General features: G+C 34.0%; 26 protein-coding genes and 1 riboswitch. Of the genes, 8 read left to right on the top strand and 18 right to left on the bottom strand.

Features of this window, described 5'->3' with window-relative positions; all coding sequences use genetic code 11:
- Nucleotides 1–39: 39 nt before the first annotated feature.
- The 9 genes from VGE71_RS22055 to VGE71_RS22015 all read right to left on the bottom strand — a co-directional run bounded on the left by VGE71_RS22055 (nt 40) and on the right by VGE71_RS22015 (nt 7,112).
- Nucleotides 40–816, bottom strand: a complete 777-nt coding sequence (locus tag VGE71_RS22055; protein WP_331140255.1) for a thiazole synthase — start codon at nt 814–816, stop codon at nt 40–42.
- Nucleotides 797–1,435: a thiamine phosphate synthase gene (locus tag VGE71_RS22050; protein ID WP_331140254.1), complete on the bottom strand. Its 639-nt coding sequence runs from the start codon at nt 1,433–1,435 to the stop codon at nt 797–799. The genes VGE71_RS22055 and VGE71_RS22050 overlap by 20 nt, the downstream gene beginning before the upstream one ends.
- Nucleotides 1,428–2,168: a hydroxymethylpyrimidine/phosphomethylpyrimidine kinase gene (locus VGE71_RS22045; protein ID WP_331140253.1), complete on the bottom strand. Its 741-nt coding sequence runs from the start codon at nt 2,166–2,168 to the stop codon at nt 1,428–1,430. Before VGE71_RS22045 ends, VGE71_RS22050 begins: the two co-directional genes overlap by 8 nt.
- Nucleotides 2,126–2,737, bottom strand: a complete 612-nt coding sequence (locus VGE71_RS22040; protein WP_331140252.1) for a thiamine phosphate synthase — start codon at nt 2,735–2,737, stop codon at nt 2,126–2,128. Before VGE71_RS22040 ends, VGE71_RS22045 begins: the two co-directional genes overlap by 43 nt.
- A gap of 37 nt (nt 2,738–2,774) precedes the next feature.
- A complete protein-coding gene (thiC, locus tag VGE71_RS22035) occupies nt 2,775–4,595 on the bottom strand; it encodes a phosphomethylpyrimidine synthase ThiC (protein ID WP_331140265.1) in 1,821 nt (606 codons plus the stop codon).
- Nucleotides 4,596–4,775: 180 nt separating this feature from the next.
- Nucleotides 4,776–4,982, bottom strand: a complete 207-nt coding sequence (gene thiS, locus VGE71_RS22030) for a sulfur carrier protein ThiS (RefSeq protein WP_331140251.1) — start codon at nt 4,980–4,982, stop codon at nt 4,776–4,778.
- 66 nt (nt 4,983–5,048) lie between these two features.
- Nucleotides 5,049–5,146: riboswitch (TPP riboswitch) on the bottom strand.
- Nucleotides 5,147–5,245: 99 nt separating this feature from the next.
- Nucleotides 5,246–5,809 carry a DNA-3-methyladenine glycosylase I gene (locus VGE71_RS22025; protein ID WP_331140250.1) on the bottom strand — a complete coding sequence of 188 codons (564 nt, stop codon included), beginning with the start codon at nt 5,807–5,809 and terminating at the stop codon, nt 5,246–5,248.
- On the bottom strand, nt 5,809–6,435 hold the full coding sequence (locus VGE71_RS22020; protein WP_331140249.1) for a hypothetical protein: 627 nt from the start codon (nt 6,433–6,435) through the stop codon (nt 5,809–5,811). The genes VGE71_RS22025 and VGE71_RS22020 overlap by 1 nt, the downstream gene beginning before the upstream one ends.
- Entirely contained in the window at nt 6,435–7,112 is a 678-nt protein-coding gene (locus VGE71_RS22015; RefSeq protein WP_144215496.1) for a queuosine precursor transporter, read from the bottom strand. Before VGE71_RS22015 ends, VGE71_RS22020 begins: the two co-directional genes overlap by 1 nt.
- Nucleotides 7,113–7,258: 146 nt before the next feature.
- Between VGE71_RS22015 and VGE71_RS22010 the strand changes: the two genes are divergently transcribed.
- Nucleotides 7,259–9,322, top strand: a complete 2,064-nt coding sequence (locus VGE71_RS22010; protein WP_331140248.1) for a M3 family metallopeptidase — start codon at nt 7,259–7,261, stop codon at nt 9,320–9,322.
- A 61-nt stretch (nt 9,323–9,383) separates the two neighbouring features.
- On the opposite strand, the gene tsf is transcribed toward VGE71_RS22010, so the two are convergent.
- From tsf to VGE71_RS21980, 6 genes are all read right to left on the bottom strand, one after another.
- The gene (gene tsf / locus VGE71_RS22005) at nt 9,384–10,346 is read right to left on the bottom strand and encodes a translation elongation factor Ts (RefSeq protein WP_109191768.1); all 963 of its coding nucleotides are present in this window, start codon (nt 10,344–10,346) and stop codon (nt 9,384–9,386) included.
- A 139-nt stretch (nt 10,347–10,485) separates the two neighbouring features.
- Entirely contained in the window at nt 10,486–11,250 is a 765-nt protein-coding gene (gene rpsB, locus VGE71_RS22000) for a 30S ribosomal protein S2 (protein WP_331140247.1), read from the bottom strand.
- 173 nt (nt 11,251–11,423) lie between these two features.
- Nucleotides 11,424–11,810 (bottom strand): 30S ribosomal protein S9, encoded by a 387-nt coding sequence (gene rpsI / locus VGE71_RS21995; protein WP_331140246.1) that lies wholly within the window; start codon nt 11,808–11,810, stop codon nt 11,424–11,426.
- Nucleotides 11,810–12,265 carry a 50S ribosomal protein L13 gene (gene rplM / locus VGE71_RS21990; RefSeq protein ID WP_026728617.1) on the bottom strand — a complete coding sequence of 152 codons (456 nt, stop codon included), beginning with the start codon at nt 12,263–12,265 and terminating at the stop codon, nt 11,810–11,812. The genes rpsI and rplM overlap by 1 nt, the downstream gene beginning before the upstream one ends.
- A gap of 193 nt (nt 12,266–12,458) precedes the next feature.
- On the bottom strand, nt 12,459–13,271 hold the full coding sequence (locus VGE71_RS21985) for a ferritin-like domain-containing protein (protein WP_331140245.1): 813 nt from the start codon (nt 13,269–13,271) through the stop codon (nt 12,459–12,461).
- Nucleotides 13,272–13,296: 25 nt separating this feature from the next.
- Entirely contained in the window at nt 13,297–14,043 is a 747-nt protein-coding gene (locus tag VGE71_RS21980; protein WP_331140244.1) for a ferritin-like domain-containing protein, read from the bottom strand.
- Between the two features lie 209 nt (nt 14,044–14,252).
- On the opposite strand from VGE71_RS21980, the gene VGE71_RS21975 reads away from it, so the two are divergent.
- Complete coding sequence (locus VGE71_RS21975) at nt 14,253–15,278, top strand: LacI family DNA-binding transcriptional regulator (protein WP_331140243.1); 1,026 nt, start codon at nt 14,253–14,255, stop codon at nt 15,276–15,278.
- A 213-nt stretch (nt 15,279–15,491) separates the two neighbouring features.
- On the opposite strand, the gene polA is transcribed toward VGE71_RS21975, so the two are convergent.
- Nucleotides 15,492–18,341, bottom strand: coding sequence for a DNA polymerase I (polA, locus tag VGE71_RS21970; RefSeq protein ID WP_331140242.1), 2,850 nt, complete (start codon nt 18,339–18,341; stop codon nt 15,492–15,494).
- Between the two features lie 302 nt (nt 18,342–18,643).
- Here polA and VGE71_RS21965 point away from each other — a divergent pair, with 302 nt between their 5' ends.
- From VGE71_RS21965 to VGE71_RS21940, 6 genes are all read left to right on the top strand, one after another.
- The gene (locus VGE71_RS21965) at nt 18,644–18,853 is read left to right on the top strand and encodes a hypothetical protein (protein ID WP_331140241.1); all 210 of its coding nucleotides are present in this window, start codon (nt 18,644–18,646) and stop codon (nt 18,851–18,853) included.
- A gap of 180 nt (nt 18,854–19,033) precedes the next feature.
- Nucleotides 19,034–19,708, top strand: a complete 675-nt coding sequence (locus VGE71_RS21960; RefSeq protein ID WP_331140240.1) for a response regulator transcription factor — start codon at nt 19,034–19,036, stop codon at nt 19,706–19,708.
- Nucleotides 19,709–19,717: 9 nt separating this feature from the next.
- Nucleotides 19,718–21,046 (top strand): HAMP domain-containing sensor histidine kinase, encoded by a 1,329-nt coding sequence (locus tag VGE71_RS21955; protein WP_331140239.1) that lies wholly within the window; start codon nt 19,718–19,720, stop codon nt 21,044–21,046.
- Between the two features lie 104 nt (nt 21,047–21,150).
- Nucleotides 21,151–21,339: a hypothetical protein gene (locus tag VGE71_RS21950; protein ID WP_331140238.1), complete on the top strand. Its 189-nt coding sequence runs from the start codon at nt 21,151–21,153 to the stop codon at nt 21,337–21,339.
- A 157-nt stretch (nt 21,340–21,496) separates the two neighbouring features.
- Nucleotides 21,497–22,732 carry a metallophosphoesterase gene (locus VGE71_RS21945; RefSeq protein WP_331140237.1) on the top strand — a complete coding sequence of 412 codons (1,236 nt, stop codon included), beginning with the start codon at nt 21,497–21,499 and terminating at the stop codon, nt 22,730–22,732.
- 73 nt (nt 22,733–22,805) lie between these two features.
- Nucleotides 22,806–23,108, top strand: coding sequence for a thioredoxin family protein (locus VGE71_RS21940; protein WP_109191779.1), 303 nt, complete (start codon nt 22,806–22,808; stop codon nt 23,106–23,108).
- Between the two features lie 23 nt (nt 23,109–23,131).
- Here the strand turns inward: VGE71_RS21940 and VGE71_RS21935 are convergent, their stop codons facing one another.
- Together VGE71_RS21935 and VGE71_RS21930 are read right to left on the bottom strand one after the other, a co-directional pair.
- Nucleotides 23,132–23,773, bottom strand: a complete 642-nt coding sequence (locus tag VGE71_RS21935) for a polysaccharide deacetylase family protein (RefSeq protein ID WP_331140236.1) — start codon at nt 23,771–23,773, stop codon at nt 23,132–23,134.
- 98 nt (nt 23,774–23,871) lie between these two features.
- Nucleotides 23,872–26,457 (bottom strand): hypothetical protein (locus tag VGE71_RS21930; protein ID WP_331140235.1); only part of this gene is annotated, 2,586 nt, incomplete at its 5' end.

Raw genomic sequence — 26,457 nt, 5'->3', positions numbered from 1 at the left:
TGCGAAAAAACTCTGCGAACTTTGCGTTACAAAAAAAAATTACTCATAAAGAAAAGAAGTCAAAGGACTGGAAGCCGAAGCATAATTTTGCTGATTCGCAATTTTAGCCTCAAAAGCCTTTCTTCCTGCAATAACCGCTTCTTTAAAAGCCTCAGCCATTAAACTTGGATTTCCTGCAACGGCAATCGCAGTATTCACCAAAACAGCATCGGCACCAATTTCCATTGCTTTTGCAGCATCAGATGGAGCTCCAATTCCCGCATCGATGATAACTGGAACCGTACTTTGCTCGATTATAATTTCTAAAAAATCAATTGTTTTTAAGCCTTTGTTGCTTCCAATTGGCGAACCTAGTGGCATTACAGCCGAAGTTCCAGCACTTTCTAAATGTTTACACAAAACAGGATCTGCGTGAATGTATGGAAGTACGATAAAACCCAATTTGGCTAATTCTTCCGTGGCTTTTAAAGTTTCAATTGGATCGGGCATTAAATATTTCGGATCAGGATGAATTTCCAGTTTGACCCAATTCGTTTCTAATGCTTCACGAGCTAATTGTGCTGCAAAAATGGCTTCTTTAGCATTTCGCGCGCCAGAAGTATTCGGCAACAAATTGATATTTGGATGTTTTAAATGTGATAAAATAGCATCGGTATCCGTTTCCAAATCGATACGTTTTAAGGCAACTGTAACCAATTCACTTTCCGAAGCCAAAATCGCTTGTTCCATTTCTTCATTCGAACCAAATTTTCCCGTTCCAAGAAACAAGCGTGATTTAAAGGTTTTGTCTCCTATGTTAAACAATGATGTTTGCATATAATTTTTCGTTTAGTTGTTGAATTAATTTTTCTGCCTCATCACTTTCGGTAATGATTCCAGAAACGGCAATTCCGTGAATTCCAGTCTCCATTAACGGATTCACATCTCGCAACGTAATACCTCCAATGGCATAAACCGGAATCTCGATTTTATTTTTTTTCAGTTTTTGAAGAATATCAAAATAGCCCGATAATCCTAAAATCGGACTTAATTTTTCTTTTGTGGCAGTAAAGCGAAAAGGCCCTAAACCAATATAATCACAGCCATTTTTAACATGATTTTCGATATCTTCCAAAGTATTTGCTGTTCCTCCAATCACTTTTGAAGTTCCTAAAAAAGCTCTTGCTTCGTCAATTTTCGTGTCGGTTAAACCTAAATGAACACCCTCAGCATCTATTTCTTTCGTAAGATGCAAATCGTCATTTACAATAAAATTGGCCGTGTATTTTTCACATAAAGGTTTTACCGCTTCCGCTAAAGTGAAAGCGTCTTTTGGTGTTTGGTTTTTGAAACGCATTTGTATCCAATTGCATCCAGAATCTAGCGCCTGATGAATATTGTACAATTGTTTTTCGATAGTTTCGCCCTGCGAGATATATTGAAGTTTGCTATACATAATGATATCCGATTAAAGTTGATGTTGAACTCAGGTAATTTTCGATATAGATTTTAGCATTTTTACAAGCTTCTTTTATTGTCTGATTTAAAGCCAAATTGGAAGCAATGGCAGAAGAAAACACACAGCCTGAACCGTGTTTTTCAAAACATTTTTGATTTGACGGAAGCAATTCAAAAACTTCATCTTTTAGAAATAAACGATCTGTTCCTAAAGCTTTTTCGTTATGTCCGCCTTTCAATAAAATGTTCGTTGAAAACTGATTTTCCTTAGAAATAAAATCAGGAAACAATATTTCAGCTTCATGATGATTCGGTGTAATCAAATCGATTTTTGAAAGTATTTTGTTTAAACTCAAATGATTTTGAACTTCCATAAATTCAAATTTTGTAGTCGATTTCAAAACAGGATCCCAAACAATTTTGGTTGAAGGCGAAAGCAGTTTTATGGTCGAAACAATTCGGTCTAGATCGTATAAAGAAGACACGATTCCAATTTTCACCACGCTGATTTTATAGTTTAAAAGAAACGTTTCGATAGAACGCATTATAAAACTCAAATCCGTCCACTGAATTTCATGAAACTGGTTTTCGGTCTGAATTGTATTCGCTGTTGAAATAGCAAAACCAGTTACTTTGTGCTGTTCAAATGTTTTGATATCAGCCAAAATTCCGGCGCCACCTGATGGGTCTAAACCTGCGATTGCGAGTACGAAAGGGCGATCTGCTGACATAATTTAAATTGTTTTAATGGATTTTCATTTTTCCAGATACTTCCTAAAAGCGCGACATCGTCAAAACCTTTTTCTAAAACTTCTGGAATGTTTTTTGAATCAATTCCCCCTAAAGCGACGATTTTTGTTTTATGATTTGTTCTTGATTTTATTACTTCAAAAAGATCAATTTTAGGATGATAATTTTCTTTAGAAATACTTTTAAAAACCGGACTTAAGAAAGCATAATCGAAATTTTCAAGCGAATTAAAATCTTCAATCGAATGTGTTGATGTTGAAAATTTGCACCTACAAGGTTTTGAAAACTTTGCAGGAAAATCATTCAGACTTTTTCTTTCCTTTTCAGAAAAATGAAACCTTTCAATACCAAAATCGTCTGCTAAATCATGATGATTGTGCAAAACCAGATTCGTTCGAAATTTCAATTTTATTTGATGAAGAAACTGCGCCATTTCCAATTCCGAAAAATCAGGTTTTCGGATATGAAGCAAAGACAATCCTTCCTCCAATAAAGAGTGAAGAATTTGAATTTCATCTTCAACAGAAAAAGGATTTGTAATTACGATCATGTCTTTCTCTTTGTTCTATATTCTATTTTCTTACCTCTTAAATGTAAATCTCTTTCCCCTGTTCAATAAATTCCTCTGATTTCTCCTGCATTCCTTTTTCTGCTGCGGCAACATCTCTAATTTCCTGAGATATTTTCATAGAGCAGAATTTCGGTCCACACATCGAACAGAAATGCGCCACTTTTGCACCATCGGCAGGAAGTGTTTCATCGTGGAATTCTCTCGCTGTATCTGGATCTAAAGCCAAATTAAACTGGTCTTCCCAACGGAATTCAAAACGGGCTTTACTCAAGGCATTATCGCGATACTGTGCTCCCGGATGACCTTTTGCCAAGTCGGCAGCATGAGCAGAGATTTTATAAGTGATTACGCCGTCTTTTACGTCTTTTTTGTTTGGTAAACCAAGGTGTTCTTTTGGAGTTACATAGCACAACATCGCACAACCGTACCAGCCAATCATAGCAGCACCAATTGCCGAAGTAATATGGTCGTAACCCGGCGCAATATCAGTAGTTAATGGACCTAAAGTGTAAAACGGAGCTTCATGACAATGTTCCAATTGCTTGTCCATATTTTCTTTAATCATGTGCATCGGAACGTGTCCTGGGCCTTCAATAAAAACCTGAACATCGTGTTTCCAAGCGATTTTTGTCAATTCGCCTAAAGTTTCTAATTCGGCAAATTGAGCAGCGTCATTTGCATCTGCAATCGAGCCTGGACGCAAACCATCTCCAAGAGAAAAAGCTACGTCGTATTGTTTCATGATTTCGCAGATTTCCTCAAAATGCGTGTACAAGAAGTTTTCTTTATGATGAAATAAACACCATTTTGCCATAATTGACCCGCCTCGAGAAACGATTCCGGTAACACGATTGGCAGTTAAATGAATGTAACGAAGCAAAACTCCGGCGTGAATCGTAAAATACGAAACACCTTGTTCTGCCTGCTCAATCAGCGTATCACGGAAAATCTCCCAAGTTAAATCTTCGGCAATTCCTTTTACTTTTTCTAATGCCTGATAAATCGGAACAGTCCCGATTGGAACAGGAGAATTTCTGATAATCCATTCTCTGGTTTCGTGGATATTTTTTCCTGTAGATAAGTCCATAATCGTGTCAGCTCCCCAACGACAAGCCCAAACCGCTTTTTCAACTTCTTCTTCAATGCTAGAAGTTACCGCGCTGTTTCCAATATTGGCATTGATTTTTACCAAGAAATTACGACCCACAATCATCGGTTCGCTTTCAGGATGATTGATGTTATTTGGAATAATAGCTCTTCCGCAAGCTACTTCAGAACGGATAAATTCTGGAGTAATTTTGTTTTTTGGAGTATTGGCACCAAAGCTGTTTCCGCCGTGCTGACATTGCATGGCTTTGGTTTGTTCGTTTAAAAGTTCGATTCGCTGATTTTCACGAATCGCGATATATTCCATTTCTGGAGTAATGATTCCTTGTTTGGCGTAGTACAATTGCGTTACGTTCGCGCCTTTTTTAGCACGTTTTGGCTGATGTAAATACTCAAAACGAAGATGATTTAAGCTTTCATCTTTCAATCGACTTTGGCCATAATCTGAAGTGATTTCGTCTAGAATTTCAACATCATTTCGGTCAAGAATCCAACTTTCGCGTAAGCGAGGCAATCCTTTTCTAATGTCAATTTCAATATTCGGATCTGTGTAAGCGCCCGAAGTATCATAAACGGTTACAGGTGGATTTTTCTCAATGCCACCATTTGAAAGTTTGGTGTCGCTCAAAGTAATTTCGCGCATAGCGACTTTTATCGGATGAATTTCTCCATCGATATATACTTTTTTAGAATTCGGAAACGGGGTTCTGGATATTTGCTCTTCTTTCATAATATTTTTGTTTGCTTCGCCCGTTCGGCTTTCGCCTCGGGTCAAGTTTGAAGTTTCAAGTTTGATTCTGATTGTGTTTATTTTTCGCAAAATTTTTCCTTAGAGACGCACCGCAGTGCGTCTAAGTACAGTATGAAAATTGGAATTTGGAATTTTTATTTTGGAATTTAAAATTGAAATTTATCCCCCCTGTGTAGCAGAAATAATCAAAATATCGTCAGTTTCGTGTACGAAGAATTCGTTCCATTTGGTTTTTGGAACAACGGTATTGTTGACAGCAACGGCGATTCCGTTTTGTTTGTGCGGAATTTCGAGATCGAGCAATGATTGAACGCTTAGCGATTCAGCATTGAATTTTTTGGTTTGTTGATTGATTTTTAGTTCCATTCCTTGTTGAGTTTAGTGTATAGATACACCTTAGGAATGGCTACAAGAACGCATAAAAATGCGCGCAGAAGTCATCTTACTTTTCCCTACGCTAGTATGAACTAGATCAGGTTCAGAGGGTAAAATCTCAGCCTACAATTTTGTAGACACCCCTAAAGTGTGAAGCAAATGTAATGTTTTTTTTTAAGTTTTCAGTCTCAGCTTTCAGTTTTTAGTTTTTAACTGGGTCCAAAAGACTGAAAAACTGCGACTGCGATTGAAAACTATTTCTTACGAGTAAAGCAATCTTCCACATGATCATTGACCATTCCAGTGGCTTGCATGTGTGCGTAAATCACGGTTGAGCCAACAAATTTAAAGCCTCTTTTTTTTAAATCTTTGCTGATTTCATCTGAAAGTGGAGTAGTGGCAGGAGCATCTTTTGAATTTTTTAGACTGTTTACAATTGGTTTTCCGTCTGTATATTTCCAAATATAATCAGAGAAAGTTCCGAATTCTTCTTGCACTTTCATAAAGGCTTGAGCATTAGAAACTGCCGCTTTAATTTTTAATTTGTTCCGAATAATTCCAGTATTCTGCATTAACTCTTCGATTTTGTCTTCAGAATAAAGAGCTACTTTTTTATAATCGAAATAATCAAATGCGGCTCTGAAATTCTCTCTTTTATTCAAAATCGTAATCCAGCTCAAACCAGCTTGAAAAGTTTCCAAAATTAAAAATTCGAATAATGTAGGGTCGTCATAAACAGGAACGCCCCATTCTTCATCATGATATTTTCTGTACAAATCACTTGCTGAGCACCAGCTGCATCTTACTTTATCATCCATTATTTTCCAATTTTCCAGTGATAACCTTTTACGCTCGGTATATAAGCTTTTGTTCCAATTATGATTAGATCGGTATAGACTTTCTTTTTGTATTTAATTCCGATGGCTTGTCCGGAAGTGTACATTTTATTGGCTTCGAATTTGAATTTTATTTTGGCATCAGTAAATTTTGCATCCGAAATACGTTCAATAAACCAAGTTGATTTCCATTTTATTTCAATTTCATCTTCAGCTGTTTTGGTAATGCTTTTTATCAGTTTTATTCCATCAGCAGGAATGTTATGATTTTCAATTAATTCCTTTTGTGTTATGGTTTCTCCCGTTTTACAATCTGATATGAATTTTTTGAAATAGGTAATTCCTAAAAACGTATCATTTTCGATTTTTTCTACCGCAATACTGTCATTTGCAATTTCTTTGTTTTCGACAGGAATAGCATCATTTGTAATTTTATCTACAATTGAGTTTTTATATTCTTTTACAGTCTCAACAGTGCTTTCTGAAATAGTTTCTATTTGATTTGAAATCTTGTCGGTAACTTCAAGTATTTGTTTTTTTGCATTTTTAGAGCAACTTACAAGACAACTTATAAGGATTGCTAAAAAATACATTTTGTAATTCCTCATTATTGTAAATGTTCTTCGTCGTTTTGGAGATTATCTTTTTCTAGATATTTTTTTATTAAATTATGACCTAAATAAATGGCAGGAGTTAGTAAAACTGCGATAGATAGTTTGAAAACATATCCGATTAATCCCGACGATATAAAAGTATCAAAATCGATTTTTCCTGGAAGCCAGAAAGCAATTCCAAGAACGATAAACGAATCAAATAGTTGTGAGATTACAGTCGATCCGGTAGTTCTGAGCCATATTTTTTTATGTCCAGTTCTTTTTCTAAAAAACCAAAAAACACTTACATCAATCAATTGCGAAACCATAAAGGCAATTATACTCCCGACAATAATCCACATACTTTGTCCAAAAACAGCTTCAAACTGATTGTCGTCAACGGGACTTATTCCTTTAGCAGCAGGGATGGTTATGGCCATAAAAAGAATGATAAAAGCATAAGTAATCAAACATGCTGTGATAAAAGAAAGTTTTTTTACCCCTTTCTCACCAAAATATTCATTAATTAAATCGGTAGTTAAAAAAACAACGGGCCATGGAAGAATTCCGATACTCATTACAAAAGGTCCAATTTGGATTAATTTTCCTCCAATAAGTTCAGCCACAACGGCATTGGTAATAAATATTCCTGCGAGAATTACAAAAACAATCTCTTTTCGGGTTTTAAACATGTTATTTTCGTTATGATGTTTCAAATTTAAGCTATTTCTTCAAATCATCGAAATAGATAATTGTTGATATGCTTCCGATTGGTTAATTTTGGATTACTGTCATTATTATCTTTTAGGTTTTGACAGAATTTATAAAAATGTGTATTATGAAAAAACAAATTGAGCTAGAAAATCCGTTACTTCAGGAGTGGTCAGGACCTTATGGAGGTGTTCCGGATTTTACAAAATATAAAATTTCAGATTTTAAACCTGCTATTGAATTTGCGATTCAGGAAAAACTGAATGAAATTGAGGCTATTGCAAATAATTTAGAAGTTCCAACTTTTGAGAATACAATTATAGCTTTAGAGCTTTCAGGAGAAAAACTGGAACGAATTCATGCGGTTTATGGAATTTACAGATCCAATTTAAGTAGTCCTGAATTTAATGTGGTCGATACAGAAATGTCTCCGAAATTGGCTGAGATTAGTGATAAGTTGTATCAAAACGAAAAATTGTTTTCTAGGATTGAAAAATTATATAAATCGGAAGAAAGTAAAAAGTTAACAGCAGAACAACAGCGTCTGCTTTGGTTGTATTATACTGATTTTGTTAGAGAAGGAGCAGAGCTAAATGCGGAAGATAAAAAAGAAGTAGCAAGTATAAATCAGGAACTTGCTGGACTTTTTACACTTTTTAGCCAAAAATTATTGGCAGAAGAAAATGACCAATATTTGGAGTTGAATTCGGAAAATGATTTAGAAGGATTGCCAGAAGAATTCAAAAACGCAGCAATTGCAGAAGCAAAAGAAAGAAAGCTAAATGTTTTGGCTTGCATTGGAAACACCAGATCTTCAATTGAACCTTTTTTGACTTTTTCAGATCAAAGAAAATTAAGAGAACAAGCATTTGACATTTTTGTAAAAAGAGGTGATAATGATAACTCAAATAATACTAATGCAACTCTGGTTTCCATTTTACAGTTACGAGCAAAAAAAGCTAGAATATTAGGTTTTAAGAATTTTGCAGAATGGAGTTTGTCAAACAAAATGGCAAAAGACCCACAGAAAACTTTAGATTTAATGCATTCTGTGTGGAAGCCAGCAGTCGAAAAAGTGAAAAATGATGTCTCGGCTATGCAGAAAATAGTGGATGATGAATGTGGAAGTTTTAAAATTCAACCTTGGGATTATCGCTATTACGCCGAAAAAGTTCGTAAAGCCAAATATGATTTAGATCAGAATGAAATAAAACAATATCTACAGCTAGAAAATTTAAGAGAAGGAATGTTCTGGACGGCTGGTGAATTATTTGATCTCGGATTTAAACAAGTATTTGATGTTCCTGTTTATCATTCGGATGTTCGCGTTTGGGAAGTAAATAATAAAAATACAGGAGCAATAATCGGTCTTTGGTATTTTGATCCTTATGCGCGCGTAGGAAAGCGTTCGGGGGCTTGGATGAACTCTCATAGAGATCAACAGAAAATAAAGGAAAATGTGCTTCCTATTGTTTCAAACAATTGCAATTTTATTAAAGGAAATAGCAACGAAGCTGTTTTGATTTCGTGGGATGATGCAACGACTTTGTTTCACGAATTTGGTCATGCACTACACGGGTTGTGTTCTAATGTAACGTATCCGAGTCTTTCAGGAACTTCGGTTGCAAGAGATTATGTGGAGTTTCCTTCGCAATTATTAGAGCATTGGTTGGCAACTCCTGAGGTTTTAAATAAGTTCGCACTTCATTATAAAACAAACGAACCTTTATCTCAATCGTTGGTGGAAAGAATCGGAAAAGCAGCCAATTTTAATGAAGGCTTTGCGACCGTAGAAACGATTTCAAGTTCATTTGTTGATATGAAACTGCATTTAGCAACCGAAACAATCAATCCGTATGAATTTGAGAAGAAGGTTTTAAGTGAAATAAATATGCCGTCTGAAATAGTGATGCGACATAGAATTCCTCAATTTGCTCATATATTTTCAAGCGATGGCTATGCGGCTGGATATTACAGTTATTTATGGGCAGACGTGATCAATGCAGATGCTTATGAGGCTTTTTTGGAAGGAAACGGACCATTTGATAAAAATGTCTCTGAACGTCTTTATAAGACAGTTTTAAGCGTTGGAAATACGATTGATAACGAAGAAATGTACGAGAATTTCAGAGGACATGCGCCACAATCAGATGCTTTGATGCGTGCTAGAAATTTTCCTGTAGAAAAATAGTAAAAATAAAAAAAGCCCGAATAAATATTTATTCGGGCTTTTTAAATATTGAAATAATATATTAACCTAAAGTAACTCTTTTGAAACCTGTGATTTCAACATTGAATCCTTTTACGTAATCACCAACTTTTTTACTGTCATCTTTGATGAAGTTTTGATCAAGTAAAGCTTTTTCTTGATCTAAAGTAGTGTTATCAGAGATAAAACGTTGAACTTTTCCTGGAAGAATTTTGTCCCAGATTTGCTCTGGTTTTCCTTCAGCTTTTAATTCAGCTTTAGCATCTTCTTCAGCTTGTTTGATAACTTCAGGAGTTAATTGAGAGAAAGAGATGTATTTAGGAACATTTTTCAAAGTTTTTCCTAAACGTGCAGCCTCTTCATTATCTTTTTCAATTACAGCAATACGAGCAGCAAGTTCAGACTCAACAAAAGCAGGATCAAAATCTTTGTAAGATAATGTATCAGCTCCCATAGAAGCAACTTGCATAGAAACGTCTTTTGTTAAAGTTTCAGCGTTAGCGATTGGAGCAGAAATAGCTGTTAAAGCAGCAATTTTGTTAACGTGAACGTAAGATCCAACGAAAGCACCTTCTAAAATTTCGAAACCACCGATTTCGATTTTCTCACCGATAACTCCAGTTTGCTCGATTAATTTTTCAGCAACAGTAATTCCGTTGAAATCAGAAGCTAAAAATTCTTCTTTAGAAGAGAAGTTGATAGCTCTTTCAACTAAATCTTTAGCTAAAGTTACGAAAGCCTCATTTTTACCTACGAAGTCAGTTTCGCAGTTTAAAGTAAGGATAGCTCCTTTAGTGTTGTCTGCATTGATAAAAGAAACAGCAGCTCCTTCAGAAGACTCACGGTCAGAACGGTTAGCAGCAACTTTTTGTCCTTTTTCTCTAAGGATTTGGATCGCTTTATCGAAATCTCCTTCAGCTTCAACTAAAGCTTTTTTACAGTCCATCATTCCGGCACCTGTAGATTGTCTTAATTTATTTACGTCTGCAGCAGTAATTGTTGCCATAATATTTTAAATTTTAATGTTAAAAGTAAAAATTCCATCTTCTAAATCCCAAACTCCAATTTTATTAAATTATCAACATAACGTTTTTAATTTTGTATCTTGGAATTTGGAATTTAAAATTTGGAATTTAGAATTTGATTTATTCTTCAGTTGCAGGAGCAGCTTCAGCTTCAACAGCAGGAGCTTCTTCAGTAGCTTCAACTTCTTTTTCAGCACCTCTGTCAGAAAGACCTTCGATTACTGCAGTAGTTACTAAAGATAAAATTTTGTCAATTGATTTAGAAGCGTCATCATTTGCAGGAATCACGTAATCAACCTCTCTTGGGTCAGAATTCGTATCAACCATTGCGAAAACTGGAATGTTTAATTTTTGAGCTTCTTTTATTGCGATGTGTTCAGCTTTGATATCTACTACGAACAATGCTGCAGGTAGTCTAGACATATCAGCAATTGAACCTAAGTTTTTCTCTAATTTAGCACGTAGACGATCAACTTGTAAACGCTCTTTTTTAGATAAAGTGTTGAAAGTACCATCTTTCTTCATTTTATCGATAGAAGACATTTTTTTAACTGCCTTTCTGATAGTTACGAAGTTAGTCAACATTCCACCTGGCCATCTTTCAGTGATGTAAGGCATGTTTGCAGCTTTTGCTTTATCAGCAACGATGTCTTTTGCTTGTTTTTTGGTAGCTACGAATAAGATTTTTCTACCTGATGCAGCGATTTTTTTCAAAGCTTCGTTAGCTTCTTCAATTTTAGCTGCAGTTTTATATAGATTGATAATGTGAATACCATTACGCTCCATATAAATGTAAGGAGCCATATTTGGATCCCATTTTCTAGTCATGTGTCCGAAGTGAACACCTGCTTCTAGTAATTCTTTTACTTCTATTTTGTTTGCCATTTTTGTACTAGTTTACGTTCTGTTGATTAGCAATGTGTTTTTGACCGTTAAGCCGTAACCCATTTAGATGCTAAACTATATCCTACCTCGATAGGAGAGCAACAATAACTGTGTTTTTTAATTTCAATAAATAATTGATAATGTCTTGTCCCATCTGAACAAGACAGGTAATATTAACGTTTAGAGAATTGGAATCTCTTACGAGCTTTCTTCTGACCGAATTTCTTACGTTCAACCATTCTTGGGTCTCTTGTTAATAAACCTTCTGGTTTAAGGATTCCTCTGTTTTCAGCGCTAACTTCACACATTACACGTGCTAATGCCATTCTTACAGCTTCTGCCTGACCAGTTGTACCACCTCCGTAAACGTTTACTTTAACGTCAAAGTTACCAGCGTTTTCTGTCATAGAAAGCGGTTGTAAAACTTTGTACTGTAAAGTTGCAGTTGGAAAGTAAGTTGCGAATTCTTTTTTGTTTACAGTGATGTTTCCAGTTCCTTCAGAAACGTAAACACGTGCAACAGCGGTTTTTCTTCTACCGATTTTGTGAATAACTCCCATTACTTAAGATCATTTAGGTTAACAGTTCTAGGTTTTTGAGCTCCGTGTTTGTGCTCAGCTCCTACAACAACATTTAGATTTCTAAAAAGTTCAGCACCTAATTTGTTTTTAGGTAACATACCTTTTACAGCTTTTTCTACTAATAATGCAGGGTTTTTAGCTTGCAATACTTTAGCAGTTAAAGTTCTTTGTCCTCCTGGGTAACCTGTATGACGCATGTAAATTTTGTCATTCATTTTTGTACCTGTAAGGTTAATTTTTTCTGAGTTGATAACAATTACGTTATCTCCACAGTCAACGTGCGGTGTGTAACTTGGTTTGTACTTACCTCTTAAGATCATAGCAACTTTAGAAGCAAGACGTCCTAAGTTATGACCTTCAGCGTCAACAACAATCCACTCTTTAGTTACAGTGGCTTTGCTAGCTGAAACTGTTTTGTAGCTTAATGCGTCCATAATATTATTTTAATTAAACATTCCATCCCCAATAAAGGGGATGCAAAAGTACAATTAATTATTTTAAAACCAAATACCTGAAAGAATATTTTATCTGCTGAAAATCAGGGCTTCAGTTTTTTGATTAATTAAGGAATAAAAAAACCGTCTTCACAATAAAGTAAAGACGGTTAAATATTTAGAAAAAAAGTGACTATACAATAAATATATTGGCAATATCAACAACTTGTTGTGTCGTAAGTGGCTCATCATAAGCTTCTGAGCCTGCTGCTGCACCAAATGCAGTCGCAGTATTAAATCCTGCTTGCATCGTTACGCCTTCGCCATCATAGACTGCCTGTGTTGCTGCCGGCATACCAGCGCCCCTTTCTGAATTAGAAATCCATCCTTTTAAACCTCGTAATCTTCTCACTTCAGAAGCATGACGAGCTTCAACAGAATGAATTTGTAAAGCCGCAGTTAGTAAATCTGGTGTTGTAATTAGATTTGCTGCTTGTCCTTTATAAGCTCTAACTCCTGTGTCTTCAAAAGCCTGAGCCAGAGCTAAAAATGTTGGATAATCTCCAAAAGGATTAAAAGCACCTCCAACTGTAAAGTCAAAAGTTGGTTTTGGAACAAAGTTGGCACTTGCAGTACCGCCCAATCCAGCAATTAAAAATTTGACATGATCAGATTCGTGAGCTGCAATTTGCTGGAATACTTTTAAATCACGTCCACCATTTTCAGAAGCTGGAATTACTCCAGAATCTAATGCCATGGCGTAAAATTCGTTTTCCAGATATTCTAATGTCAAAGCAAATTGCAAAGCTCCAATTGGAGTAGCAGGTGTTGCTGTAATGTCTTTTGCGAAAGCTTTATTCGCAAGAGCCGATAATCCAAAAGGGATTGACGCCAGAGCTAAATTTTTTCCGATATTCCCAAACTGTGTAAAACTGTCTCTGCGAGAACCAGTACTATTCATTAAGTTATCATCAGTAAAGGATTCTATAAATTTTAAAATGTTCATAATTTCTAAGTTTTAACGGTTAGGATTAAGGCAAGTATTTAGCTGTAAATTTTGTGGTAATAAAATTGGCAGCAATTGGCAATATTTTAGACGGATCTTTTGCATCATCTAAACCTGTTGACATATTTACAATATCATCTCCCGCAAAATCTTTAGAATTCGGATTAATCAAACTTCTTATAGCTGAAGCATGTCTGGCTTCAACAGAAACAATTTTTCCGGCTAGTAACAGATAATCAGCAGTTTTAATTAATCTTCCGGCACCATTATAAGCAGCAACTCCTGTGTCTTCTAATGCTTTTGCAGTAGCTAAAACTTCGGTACGGCTATTGAAATTTAATGAGCCATAATTAAAAGCTAATGTTGGTAATAATTGTGAATTAGGATCAGGAAGCGCTCCAGTTAAAGCAGCTTTGAAAAAGTCTCTGTGAACCACTTCGTGATGGTACAAATCTGTTAGAACTTGACGCTCAACACTGCTAAAAACAGTATTGAAACTACTTGCATTAACTACTTTAGTATAAAAGTCTGCTTCCAGTTGTTCCAAGGCGTATGCGTAAGTTAATACTCCAAAATCTCCAGAACCCAAATCAAATACACCATTTCTTATTCCAGGTAAAGAAGTGTCAGGCATATTATTATCGTCGTCATGATCGCTGCAACCAGCTATGACTAAACCTGTAGCTGCCAGGGTTAATCCGCTGAGCTTAAGAAAGCTCCTTCTACTATTCAATGAAGGATCAACTTCATGAATTTTAACTTCGTTTTTCATAATTAAGTTTTTTAATAGGTTAACAACAATTGGTTTCTAGTTCTCTGGTATCTAGTTATTAACGAAATTTTTGTAAGGACGGTTTTAAAAAATCGATTTATTTAATTGTTATTTCGAAAAGAGCTACATTTTTAAATACTAATAGCTTCTTTTTGTTTTATTTTCGGTAATTCTACTATATTTGTATTAATTACATAAAATTCAATTGGATGAAAGCTAAAGCAACTCTAAAACAAATTGCCAAGGAACTAGGTGTTTCTGTTTCTACTGTGTCTAAAGCATTGAATGACAGTCCTGAAATTAGTGAACAAACGAAGGTTAAGATTAAGGAGTATGCCAAACTCAAAAATTATAAACCGAATGTTATTGGTTTGAATTTAAAGAATCGTAAGACAAAAACGATTGGAGTAATTATTCCTAATATTCTAAATTCTTTCTTTGCGAAAGTTTTTAGTGGTATTGAGAAAGTTGCTGATAAAAAAGGGTACAATGTAATTACTTGTATTTCGAATGAATCTCTTGAAAAAGAAGTTCATACTCTAGAAATGCTGAGCAATGGAACTATTGACGGATTCATTTTGTCAGTTTCACAAGAGGCTCAAAAGCTTCAGGACTATAATCATTTCTCTGAAATCATAAATGACGGAACGCCAATCGTAATGTTCGATCGTATTGCTGATGAAGTAGATTGTGATAAAGTTGTAGTAGATGATTTTGATTCTGCGCTAAATTCAACTCAGCATTTAATTGATTTAGGATGTAAAAATATTGCACTGATTTCTTCTGTAGATAATATTAGTGTTGGAAAACTGAGAACAGAAGGATATTTGAAAGCTCTGAAAGACAATAATATTCCAGTTAATGAAAAAATTATTCTTCGTACCGATTCTGAGGAAGATATGAAAGCTAAAATCGAAGGAATTTTTGATCATAAAATTGACGGAATTTTTGCTTTGGATGAAAATGATTCAGTTGCAGCTTTAAGAGTAAGTTTGAAAAAAGGATACAGAGTACCAGAAGATATTTCTATTATTGGTTTTGCAGACGGAATTTTGGCATCGAGACGTTTGTCGCCAAGTTTGACTACAGTTAGTCAGCATGGAGTTGAAATTGGAGAAGTGGCTGCAAAAAGATTAATCCAAAGATTGGAAGAACCAGAAGGAGAAACTTCTGATTACGAAACAATCGTGATCAAAACCAAATTAAAAGAACGAGAATCTACTCGAAAAAAATAAATAAAACGTATTGAAAAAAAAAGGACTGTTCTCAAACAGTCCTTTTTTTTATACATAATTTTTGTCATTTCGACGAAGGAGAAATCTCCACGAGAAGCTCTACAAAGATTGGCTTTTCTTTACGGAGTTACTTGCGGAGATTTCTCCTTCGTCGAAATGACAAGATTAGGGGGATTTTTTATTTATAAATCAACAATCTGAATTCTAAAATTATTAATGCGCTTCTAACCAATCTTTACCTAAACCAATTTCAACTTCCAAAGGAACAGACATTTTAAATGCATTTTCCATTTCATGTTTAATCATTGGCTGAATTTTTTCGAGTTCGTCATTGTGAACATCGAACACAAGCTCATCATGTACTTGAAGCAACATTCTTGATTTCCAGTTTTCGTCACGAAGTTTTTTGTGAATGTTGATCATGGCAATTTTGATCACATCGGCAGCGCTTCCCTGAATTGGCGCGTTTACAGCATTTCGTTCTGCAGCACTTCTTACAACAGCATTTGCAGAATTGATATCTTTTAAATAACGACGACGACCTAAAATAGTTTGTACATATCCTTTTTCTCTGGCAAAATCAACTTGCTCAGAAATATAAGATTTAAGACGTGGATATGTTTTGTAGTAAGCATCAATCAAAGCAGCACTTTCGCTTCTAGAAAGAGAAGTCTGGTTACTTAAACCAAAAGCAGAAACACCATAGATAATTCCGAAGTTTACTGTTTTGGCGTTACTTCTTTGTTCGCGAGAAACTTCTTCTAAAGCGACATTGAATACTTTTGCAGCTGTAGCACGGTGAATATCTTCGCCATCCTGGAAAGCTTTAATCATATTTTCCTCTCCACTCAAAGCAGCGATAATTCGTAATTCAATTTGCGAGTAATCGGCAGAGATTAAAGTGTGGTTTTCATCTCGTGCCACAAAAGCTTTACGAATCTGACGACCTCTTTCGGTACGAATTGGAATATTCTGCAAGTTCGGATTATTTGAGCTCAAACGCCCTGTTGCAGCAACAGTCTGCATATAATCGGTGTGAACGCGTAAAGTCTTTTTGTCAACTTGTTCTGGTAAAGCCAAAATATAAGTGCTTTGTAGTTTTACCATCTGGCGCCAGTCTAAAATCTGTTTTACAATTGGATTGTCGTTTGCCAAATAAGTCAAAACTTCTTCGCCGGTTGCATATTGGCCCGTTTTGGTTTTCTTTTGTTTGGCGCCTCCAATTTTAAGTTTTTCAAATAAAATATCACCTAATTGCTTTGGAGAAGCCAGATTGAATTTCTCACCAGCCGTTTCGTAGATTTGCTCTTCTAATGATTTGATTTCAACATCCATTTCAGAAGACATTCCTTTTAAGAAGTCTACATCCAGACGAATTCCTTCTGTTTCCATATCAGCCAAAACGCTTACTAGCGGAATTTCGATTTCGTCGAATAACTTTTTAGTTTCAGTTTTGTCTAATTCTGTTGTGAAAATTTCTTTTAATTGTAACGTAATGTCTGCATCTTCGGCAGCATATTCTTTAATATCTTCTAAAGGAACATCACGCATCGAAAGCTGATTTTTTCCTTTTTTGCCAATTAAAGTTTCAATAGATTTTGGAGAATATTTCAAATACGTTTCAGCCAAAATATCCATATTATGACGCATATCTGGATTAATCAGATAATGTGCAATCATGGTATCGAAAAGTTTTCCTTTTACAGTAACGCCGTAATTAGAAAGAATTTTTAAATCGTATTTTAAATTTTGTCCGATTTTCTCAATGTTTTCATTTTCAAAAAACGGAACAAATTTATTAATCAAAGTTTGAGCTTCTTCCTGGCTTTCCGGAAACGGAACATAAAAAGCTTTTCCTTTTTCGTAAGCAAAAGACATTCCAACCAATTCTGCATGAAGTGCATCAATTCCTGTTGTTTCAGTATCAAAACAAACAGAAGACTGCTTTTCTAAATTTTGTAAAAGCAATTTAATTCCTAAATCGCCTTGAATAGTTTGATAAGAATGCTCGGTATTTTCTAAAGTATTATAAAATGAATTTCTTGCGGCTTCAGCACTTTCGTCAAGAGTTGTTCCTCCGCCACCAAAAAGATCAAATTGGTCTTCGTTTTTCGGTTGTGGTTTTTTATATAATTTGGCATCAGAAGCAGGATTGCTTGCAGATTCAGTTGAACCTCCAACTTTAAATAAATTATCAAACTGTTCAGCCATTCTTCTAAATTCTAATTCCTGAAAAATAGCATCCGTTTTTTCGATGTCCGGACGAGAAAGTTCGTAATCTTCTTCATTAAAAGTAACATCACAATCACACATAATTGCTGCCAGTTTTTTAGATAAAATACCTTTATCTTTATTGGCTTCGATGTTTTCTTTCATTTTACCTTTTAGCTTATCAGTATTTGCCAAAAGATTTTCCATAGAACCAAATTCTTTAAGGAATTTTTTAGCTGTAACTTCACCAACACCTGGTAATCCTGGAATATTATCGACAGCATCTCCCATCATTCCAAGAAAATCAATAACCTGTTCTGGTCTTTCGACTTCAAATTTTGCCAAAACTTCAGGAACTCCCCAAATTTCGATTCCGTTACCCATACGGGCAGGTTTGTACATAAAAATATTTTCAGAAACCAATTGCGCAAAATCCTTATCAGGAGTTACCATAAAGACTTTATAGTTTTGTTTTTCTGCTTGTTTGGCGATTGTTCCAATTAAATCGTCGGCTTCACAACCTGCAAGTTCAATAATCGGAATATGCATGGCTCTTAATAATTCCTGTATATAAGGAACAGCAATTTTAATAGCTTCTGGAGTTTCGTCTCGGTTTGCTTTATAATCAGAATACATTTCTGTCCTTGCATGGCTTCCTTCTTTGTCGAAAGCAACAGCCAAATGATCTGGTTTTTCTCTTTTAATAACATCCAAAAGCGAGTTCATAAAACCCATAATTGCAGATGTATCCATTCCTTTTGAGTTGATTCTCGGGTTTTTAATAAAAGCATAATAACCACGGAAAATTAATGCATAAGCATCTAGAAGAAAAAGGCGTTTTTGAGTCGACATATAAAAAATATTAGTGTGTAAAAATAAACAATTGAGGTTTAAAAAACGATTTGGTTTCTTAAAATTAATTTTATAGACATATAAGTGATATAAGTTCATTTTAGGATAAGCACATCTTGTAGTGTTTGATTTTGCTTCCTTTCATTAGATGAAATTATATCTCCTATATGATGAAAAACCTTGTAACGTTAATGTCTCGTTAAAATATCGGTAGTATTGCTTTTCTTCATTTTTTCTTCATGTTCTGAGGGTAATTTTGAGGTATAAATTAAAATGTTATTAATTCTTAAATAGTAGAAATCATGAGAAATTTATTAATGTTACTCGTAGCAGTTTTAGGAACAAGTGCAATGGTTCAAGCTTTCCCTGCGAAAACAGGAAAAGAAACTCCTGTAAAAGAAGTAAAAGCAACCAAACATCCTAAACACAAAGCTTCTAAAAAAGCTAAAGCAGAAAAAACTGAAGCAAAAACAGAAGCTCCGAAAACAGAAACTGCAAAAATGAAAAAATAATATACTTTTTGTTTTGTTTTCGAATGATTGTAAGGAAACAAAACAGGAAGGATAATTATGAAGAATGCAGGTGGTAAAAGCTGATGAAGAAATTTATCAGCTTTTTTCGTTAATGTTTTTACAATGCAGATTTTTCTTCTTTTAAATGATTAATTTTAATTACGCTTAACTAGATTTTTTATGAATATTTTGATTGTTGAAGATAATCGGGAACTTGCGGTAGAAGTTTATGATTTTTTATGCAACGCAGGATATATCTGCAAGATTGCCCATACTTGTGCCGATGCTTTGGAGGAATTTGGCAGTAATGATTATGATGCCATGTTACTGGATTTAGGTCTTCCTGACGGAGATGGTTTTGAAGTTTTACAGACTGTCAGAAAAACAAAATCAAAAATGGCAGTTATTGTTTTAACGGCAAGAGGTGAGCTGGATGACAGAATTAACGGATTGCATTTAGGAGCCGATGATTATTTGACAAAACCTTTTGCATTAACAGAACTCAGTGCAAGATTATTTGCTGTTATTAGAAGAATTCACGGCTTTACATTGAATAATCTGACGATTAATGGTTTTGTTTTACAGCTTCAGGATTATAAAGTTAGTTTTAATGATAATCCAATTAATCTAACCAAAAAAGAGTTTGATATTTTTCAATATTTAGTTCTAAATAAGAATAGGGTTATTACGCGTCTTCAGCTTACAGAACATATTTGGGGCGATATTTTAGAAGTCAATTCCGATTCTAATTTTATTGATGTACATGTTCGAAATCTCAGAAAAAAACTGGATAAACATGCACCAATAGATTGGTTTGAAACGGTTCGAAACGTAGGTTATCGTATAAACGAATAAATTATTCTTGTGAAAATAAAACATCAATTAGCCATTTTTAACGCACTGACCAGATTGTTGGTTATTTTGATTTTATGGCTAATGCTACCGATTCTGGTCAAAAATGTTGTTTATCATCACATTAATAATAGTCTTCTGGAGAAGAAGAAGAAGTTTATTGAACATCTTAATCAAGATGAGATTAATGATTTTATTGAAAATCCAGATGATTCTACAGAAACCTTTTCTGAATTTTCGACACTTCACAGCGAGTTTTTGGTTTTGTCGCGTGTTCCGATAAAACCACATCAGAAAAAAACAACTTTTACAAATGAATATCGAAAGATTGAAGATGAAGAAAGCGAATTTCGAATCTTGCAACATCATTTTACTTATGAAGGTGTAGATTATCAACTTGAAATAGGAAGTAGTCTAACAGAAGTAAGTGATTTAACTTTTGTCATTCGTTTCTTTATATTGATTGTTTTTGTTGTGATTCTTTTTATCACCTTTTTAGCAGATACTTTTTATATAGAATATCTTCTTAAACCTTTTTACAAAATTATTGATACCAAAATCAGACGTGTAAACGAGCCAGAAACTTTCGATCATACGCCAATAAAAGCGGCTTCACGAGATTTTAGAGAACTCGATTTTGTTTTAAATCAAATGATGGATCGCATTGCGGAAGTTTTTAAAAAAGAAAAACAGTTTATCTCAAATGTTTCGCACGAACTTCTAACGCCAATTGCCTTACTTAAAAATAAATTGGAGAATTTGTTGCAAAATGAATCTTTAGATGATAACGCAATTGATAAAATAGCCGGTTCGTTGAAGACATTAGACATGTTGAAAAAGATCATTAATAATTTACTATTGATTTCAAGAATCGATAATAATCAATATGAAGCAAATGAAGAAATTAATCTTCGTGAGATTGTTTCAGATTTGCAACAAGATCTTCAGGATCGAATGGATGATAGAGAAATCGAATTTATAAATAAAATAAAAGAGGATTTTGTTTTTACAGGAAACAGAACTTTGATTCACATTCTTATTTATAATTTAGTTACAAATGCGATTAAGTACAACAAATCAAATGGAAGTATTTTGATAGAAGACGGTTTTGTTGAAGAACATTATTTTATTTCTGTAAAAGATTCTGGAATTGGAATGGACGAATCGCAGCTTGAAAAAATATTCAGCAGATTTGCCCGTATAAGCTCAGATCAGGAAGGGCAGGGGTTAGGACTTGCGATTGCTCAGAGCATTGCTGCTTTTCATCATGTTCAGATTAAAGTAGAGTCGGTTTTAAATACAGGGACGACTTTTACATTATTGTTTGAAAAAGCTAATTAAAAGTTAAAATTTATTGTAAGACTTTATCTTCATTTTGTCTTCATTTTACGATTATATCTTTGACTTACAAATAATGAAATAATTAATCAATAAAATTTAAAGTCATGAAAAAATTAGCAATTTTAGCAGTAGCAGTTTTAGGAACATTCTCAATGGTAAATGCTCAAACAACCCCAGCTCCAGCACAGGCAAAAGAAGTAAAAGCTGCAAAACACGATAAAAAAGCAAACAAAAAAGCTAAAGGTGAGAAAAAAGCAGAAGCTGCAAAACCAGAAGCTCCAAAAGCAAAATAAGACAACTTTAAGTTGTAGATTAAATAGTTTTAAAGGTTGTTAGGTTAAAGCTGAAAGAGCCATCTTTCAGCTTTTTTTCTTTCTATGAGTTAAATTTTTTATAATGAAAAGCAATAGCATTTTCATTCTTTGTTACTTTTGTTTAAAACTATAACAAATGATCCTTCGTTTTGTAATTCTATGCGCTCTTTTATTATTTATTGAGTTCTATTCTTATCAGGCTTTTCGAACTTTAATCAAAGCACGCTGGGTTTTGATTGGTTACCAAATCTTAAGTTTACTGATTTTAATCTTCATTATATATTCTTTTTCTCAAGTAGACCGTTCTGTTGGTCAGACCAGACAATTTATGTTTACCACAGGTTTGATGCTTGTAGTTTATGTGCCTAAAATTGTTTTGACCTTAATTATGTTTGGTGAAGACATTATAAGAATTGGTGCCAGTATTTTGAATTATTTTGTTTATAATACGCCTCGAAAGGAAATGATGCCAGATCGACGAAAGTTTGTTAGTCAGATTGCTTTAGGGCTGGCTGCGATTCCGTTTCTTTCTATTATTTACGGAATTTTTGAAGGTAAATATAATTTTAAAGTTATTAAGCAGACTGTATTTTTTCCGGATCTTCCAGATGCTTTCGACGGTTTTAAAATCACTCAGATTTCAGATGTTCACAGTGGGAGTTTTGATAATCCTGAAAAGATAAATTATGCTATTGACTTGATCAATCAGCAAGAAGCAGATATTATTTTGTTTACAGGAGATATTGTAAATACACATGCTAAAGAAATGCATCCGTGGTTGGAAACTTTTAATCGTATAAAAGATTATAAATACGGAAAGTTTGCTGTTTTGGGGAATCATGATTATGGTGAATATGTAACATGGCCATCTGAAAAAGAAAAAGACGAAAATTTCCATCAAATTAAAAATCTCTACAATCAAATTGGATTTAAGCTTATGTTAAACGAGCATACTTATATTCAAAAAGGTGATGATAAAATTGCTTTGATTGGTGTTGAAAACTGGGGAGTAAATTTTAAGAAAGCTGGAGATTTAAATAAGGCCTCTGAAAATGTTCATAAGGATGATTTTAAAGTCTTAATGAGTCATGATCCGAGTCATTGGGATGCCGAAATTAAAGATCACCCTAAGAACTTCCACTTAACCTTTGCAGGTCATACACACGGTATGCAATTCGGAATTGAAATTCCGGGATACTTTAAATGGAGTCTAGCGCAATATATTTATAAACAATGGGCAGGATTGTACGAAAACCTCGGAAGATACGTTTATGTTAACCGTGGGTTTGGTTTTCACGCCTATCCTGGACGAGTTGGAATTATGCCTGAAATAACAGTCATTGAACTAAAAAAAGGCCGTAATGTCGCTTAATTCGTTAAAAATGCTAAATTTGTATTATATTTATTTCTTTTAATAGATTTAAAAAACTTAATTTTTTGGTTTTATGTCAAAATTTGGAGAACTAATAAATGCTCAAGTTCCAGTGTTAATTGATTTTTACACCGATTGGAATGAATCGTCAGTTTCTATGCATCCTGTTATTAAGGATGTTGCTGCAGCGCTTGGTGATAAAGCCAAAGTGATTAAAATTGATGTAGATAAAAATCAGGAACTAGCAGAAGCACTTCGTATAAAAGGACTTCCAACTTTAATGATCTATAAAGATGGACAAATGATCTGGAGACAATCCGGAGAACTTGACGCGAATACTATAATTGGAATTGTTCAAGAGCAATTTAACGTTTAAATTACTTCCTTTTTTGATGTTATTTAGTGAATAATATCAAATTGATATCCGTTTTCTTTTAAAAAATGCAGTGTTCTTGGTAAAGCAAACCTTAAATTTGGAGAAGCTTTTATACTGTCATGAAAAACAATTACGCTTCCTGATTTTACGTTCTTAGTAACATTTTCGAGACACTTTTCAGGAGTTATACTTTGGTCAAAATCGGCGCTTAAAACATCCCACATTACAATTTTGTAACCTAGTCTTCTTAAGATTTTAGATTGTGCTTTTTTGATTTTTCCGTAAGGAGGTCGAAATAATAAATGACGTGGAGCTTTTTCTTGTTCGTCTAAAACCTCTGCGCAGTTTTTTACATTTTCGATATAGTCGTTAGTATGAATCTTCCATCCATTAACGTGATTCATAGTGTGGTTTCCAATAGAATGGCCTTCTGTAATTAACTTTTCAAATAAAGCTAAATTGGCTTTTATATTTTTTCCGATACAGAAAAAAGTGGCTTTTGCATCAAACTTTTTCAATTCTGATAAAACCCAGTCTGTAATTTCGGGAGTAGGGCCATCATCAAACGTCAAGTATATTTTCTTTTCATTGTTAGGAATATCCCAGCAATATTTAGAAAATACCTTTTTTATAAATGCGTTAGTTTTTACCCAATAAAAGCTCATCTTGAATTGAATTTGCAGTGTATGTAAAAGTAAAAAATGCAGCGCTATTTATCAAACAGCGCTGCATTTTTTTAATTGTTAAGATTTTCGTATATTATCTATTCTTTTTCACGTCCAAAACGCTCAAAAACATTTACATAAGTGTTAAATGTAGTTTTATGTTTGTTATAAAAAGCATTGTCTTTGTTGTCCTGCATTACGTGTAATAAACTTCTGTAACGTTCAATATCTGTAATAATATCTACTGCTAAATCTGTTTGGTCAGAAGGAGTTAACGTACTGTAATAGTTTAGGTTCTCGTTGTATTTTTTAACAAGTTTGTTTAGAAGATCCTGAGCTTTTGCAGTTTCACCAACTTTGTAATAACCATCTGCAAAAGATTCAACTAAAGAGTAATATCCAAATTTGTCTAAAGGCATTTTGGTAATAGCTAAATTAATTATGTTTTTAGCTTTATCAATTTTACCTTCCTTAATAAGTTGGTTCATTAATCTTGAAAGATTAGTACGGTATGTAATACTGTTTCTTCTTGTTTCAGGATCGTGATAAATGTTTCCATCGCTATTTCCCCAATCCCATTTCATTACAATATCATACATTTTATCTGCGTCAATTTGTCCCATGTCTAGTGGACCTCCATCTTTAGAAGGAGTATTTTTTACAGGAACTAATTTGTAAACCATTCCGTCTAATTGAAGATAATCTTTCAACCATAAATAGTCTTCATCATCAAATGCTCCTCCGCTAAAGTAAATTGGACGTTTCCAATTGTTGTTTGCTAAGATATCAAGCATCATTAAGCGGTTTTTGTATAAAGCGCTTCCTTTGATGTCAATATCTAAATAAGGAACAATAGAATCATTGTATTTAGGATTAACTACTTTATTTTGAATGATAGCATTTTTGTCAACATTCACTCTAATTTTATTAGTTGGATAGAAGTGAATTGTTTGTCCGTTTTGTAATCCAACGGTTGATTTAGGATTTTTGATAAAATCAATAAAATCTTTAATATTCCAACGAGTGTCAATTTTTTGAATGTAAACAGTGTAATCCAATCTATCTCCAACATATTGATCATGTGTAAAAGAAATCGGAAGCGGATTAGACTCGTATGCTTTGGCTTTCATTTGATCAATGTACCAATCGGTCATAAATAAACTTGTATTTACGATCTTAACATCGGTTCTAAAATGCTCAATTTCCTGTGCGTACCAAAGTGGAAATGTATCATTATCTCCGATAGTAAACAAAATAGCATCTTTGTCGCATGAGCTTAAGTATGCTTTCGCCATTGCTACAGCAGTATATCTTCCAGATCTGTCGTGATCATCCCAGTTTTGAGCGGCCATTAATACTGGCGCAGCTAATAAGCTTCCTGCAATAATAACTGGTCCTGCAATTTTAGGAGCAAGATATTTCTGGAAACTTTCGTAGAGTGAATAAACTCCAAATCCGATCCAGATGGCAAAAACATAAAACGAACCTACAAGTGCATAATCTCTTTCGCGAGGTTCAAAAGGTCTTTCGTTCAAGTATATTTTTAATGCAATTCCCGTAAATAAGAATAAGGCTAAAAGAACATAAAAACTTTTTAAGTCTTTGTTGGCATGGTACATTAAACCAATTAATCCTAATATAAAAGGAAGGAAATAATAGGCATTACGACCTTTGTTGTTTAATACATCTGAAGGTAAATTGTCTTGAGATCCTAAATGAATTGAATCTAAAGCTTTGATACCGCTGATCCAGTTTCCGTCCAAATTATCATATTTACCCTGAATGTCATTCTGACGTCCAACAAAATTCCACATTAGATATCTCCAGTACATATAGCCGAATTGATATTCAAACATAAAACTAAAGTTGTCACCAGTTGATGGTTTTTCGACTAGTAAATATTTACTATAGCTTCTTAAGAATTTTACATAACCTTCGTTGTCAATCTGTTTTTGAGCATAAGCATGTCTAAATTCGGAAACTGTTTTTTCAACTTCATTGCGTAATTGTGCAGTTGCCTTATTGTATTCGTCTTCACTTAACTGACTTGCGTCAATTCCGTATTCGGCCAAATCTTCATCATAACTATGATTTGGATCAATTCTGAATTTAGGAGGATTGGTGAAATTGATATAGTTTTGAATGTGAGCAGTTTCTGTACTCCACATTCTAGGTAGAACAGCTTTCTGGTTGTCATCAGAATTTTGTTCTGCATTTTTATAATTATTGGTAATGATATATTTGCCTGTTTTATAGTCTCTTTCGTAGTTTGGTTTTTTGTCTAAATAAGGTGTTTTGGCATCAAGACCTGCAAAAAGTTCAGTGTATTGAGGTCCATAAAATAAAGGATTTACACCATATTGCTCACGATTGTAATAAGCTAAAACCTCAGTAGCATCTGAAGGTTTGTTCTCATTAATAACAGTGTTGGCATTTGCACGAACAGGAAGCATTAACCAAGTTGAGAAACCAATAAGAATGAATAAAATACACAATATTATAGTGTTGTAAAAGATGAATCCTTTTTGTTTAGTGTATTTTAATCCGAAATAGAAGAAAGCAATAAATAATAATGCTACAAATATAGTTCCTGAGTTAAATGGAAGTCCCATACTGTTTACCATGAAAATTTCGGTTTTTCCGAAAAATGCCATAGTTAATGGAAGAAGTAATTTGAAAATAAA

Source organism: Flavobacterium sp., assembly GCF_036405015.1.
GTDB lineage: Bacteria > Bacteroidota > Bacteroidia > Flavobacteriales > Flavobacteriaceae > Flavobacterium.
The sequence above is the reverse complement of the archived record's forward strand: the minus strand, read 5'-3'. Positions and strand labels throughout refer to the sequence as shown.

What these genes read in the sequence shown, in the direction of transcription:
- VGE71_RS22055 (WP_331140255.1), bottom strand. Translation starts at nt 816, where the DNA reads ATGCAAACATCATTGTTTAACATAGGAGACAAAACCTTTAAATCACGC.
- VGE71_RS22050 (WP_331140254.1), bottom strand. Translation starts at nt 1,435, where the DNA reads ATGTATAGCAAACTTCAATATATCTCGCAGGGCGAAACTATCGAAAAA.
- VGE71_RS22045 (WP_331140253.1), bottom strand. Translation starts at nt 2,168, where the DNA reads ATGTCAGCAGATCGCCCTTTCGTACTCGCAATCGCAGGTTTAGACCCA.
- VGE71_RS22040 (WP_331140252.1), bottom strand. Translation starts at nt 2,737, where the DNA reads ATGATCGTAATTACAAATCCTTTTTCTGTTGAAGATGAAATTCAAATT.
- thiC (WP_331140265.1), bottom strand. Translation starts at nt 4,595, where the DNA reads ATGAAAGAAGAGCAAATATCCAGAACCCCGTTTCCGAATTCTAAAAAA.
- thiS (WP_331140251.1), bottom strand. Translation starts at nt 4,982, where the DNA reads ATGGAACTAAAAATCAATCAACAAACCAAAAAATTCAATGCTGAATCG.
- VGE71_RS22025 (WP_331140250.1), bottom strand. Translation starts at nt 5,809, where the DNA reads ATGGATGATAAAGTAAGATGCAGCTGGTGCTCAGCAAGTGATTTGTAC.
- VGE71_RS22020 (WP_331140249.1), bottom strand. Translation starts at nt 6,435, where the DNA reads ATGAGGAATTACAAAATGTATTTTTTAGCAATCCTTATAAGTTGTCTT.
- VGE71_RS22015 (WP_144215496.1), bottom strand. Translation starts at nt 7,112, where the DNA reads ATGTTTAAAACCCGAAAAGAGATTGTTTTTGTAATTCTCGCAGGAATA.
- VGE71_RS22010 (WP_331140248.1), top strand. Translation starts at nt 7,259, where the DNA reads ATGAAAAAACAAATTGAGCTAGAAAATCCGTTACTTCAGGAGTGGTCA.
- tsf (WP_109191768.1), bottom strand. Translation starts at nt 10,346, where the DNA reads ATGGCAACAATTACTGCTGCAGACGTAAATAAATTAAGACAATCTACA.
- rpsB (WP_331140247.1), bottom strand. Translation starts at nt 11,250, where the DNA reads ATGGCAAACAAAATAGAAGTAAAAGAATTACTAGAAGCAGGTGTTCAC.
- rpsI (WP_331140246.1), bottom strand. Translation starts at nt 11,810, where the DNA reads ATGGGAGTTATTCACAAAATCGGTAGAAGAAAAACCGCTGTTGCACGT.
- rplM (WP_026728617.1), bottom strand. Translation starts at nt 12,265, where the DNA reads ATGGACGCATTAAGCTACAAAACAGTTTCAGCTAGCAAAGCCACTGTA.
- VGE71_RS21985 (WP_331140245.1), bottom strand. Translation starts at nt 13,271, where the DNA reads ATGAACATTTTAAAATTTATAGAATCCTTTACTGATGATAACTTAATG.
- VGE71_RS21980 (WP_331140244.1), bottom strand. Translation starts at nt 14,043, where the DNA reads ATGAAAAACGAAGTTAAAATTCATGAAGTTGATCCTTCATTGAATAGT.
- VGE71_RS21975 (WP_331140243.1), top strand. Translation starts at nt 14,253, where the DNA reads ATGAAAGCTAAAGCAACTCTAAAACAAATTGCCAAGGAACTAGGTGTT.
- polA (WP_331140242.1), bottom strand. Translation starts at nt 18,341, where the DNA reads ATGTCGACTCAAAAACGCCTTTTTCTTCTAGATGCTTATGCATTAATT.
- VGE71_RS21965 (WP_331140241.1), top strand. Translation starts at nt 18,644, where the DNA reads ATGAGAAATTTATTAATGTTACTCGTAGCAGTTTTAGGAACAAGTGCA.
- VGE71_RS21960 (WP_331140240.1), top strand. Translation starts at nt 19,034, where the DNA reads ATGAATATTTTGATTGTTGAAGATAATCGGGAACTTGCGGTAGAAGTT.
- VGE71_RS21950 (WP_331140238.1), top strand. Translation starts at nt 21,151, where the DNA reads ATGAAAAAATTAGCAATTTTAGCAGTAGCAGTTTTAGGAACATTCTCA.
- VGE71_RS21945 (WP_331140237.1), top strand. Translation starts at nt 21,497, where the DNA reads ATGATCCTTCGTTTTGTAATTCTATGCGCTCTTTTATTATTTATTGAG.
- VGE71_RS21940 (WP_109191779.1), top strand. Translation starts at nt 22,806, where the DNA reads ATGTCAAAATTTGGAGAACTAATAAATGCTCAAGTTCCAGTGTTAATT.
- VGE71_RS21935 (WP_331140236.1), bottom strand. Translation starts at nt 23,773, where the DNA reads ATGAGCTTTTATTGGGTAAAAACTAACGCATTTATAAAAAAGGTATTT.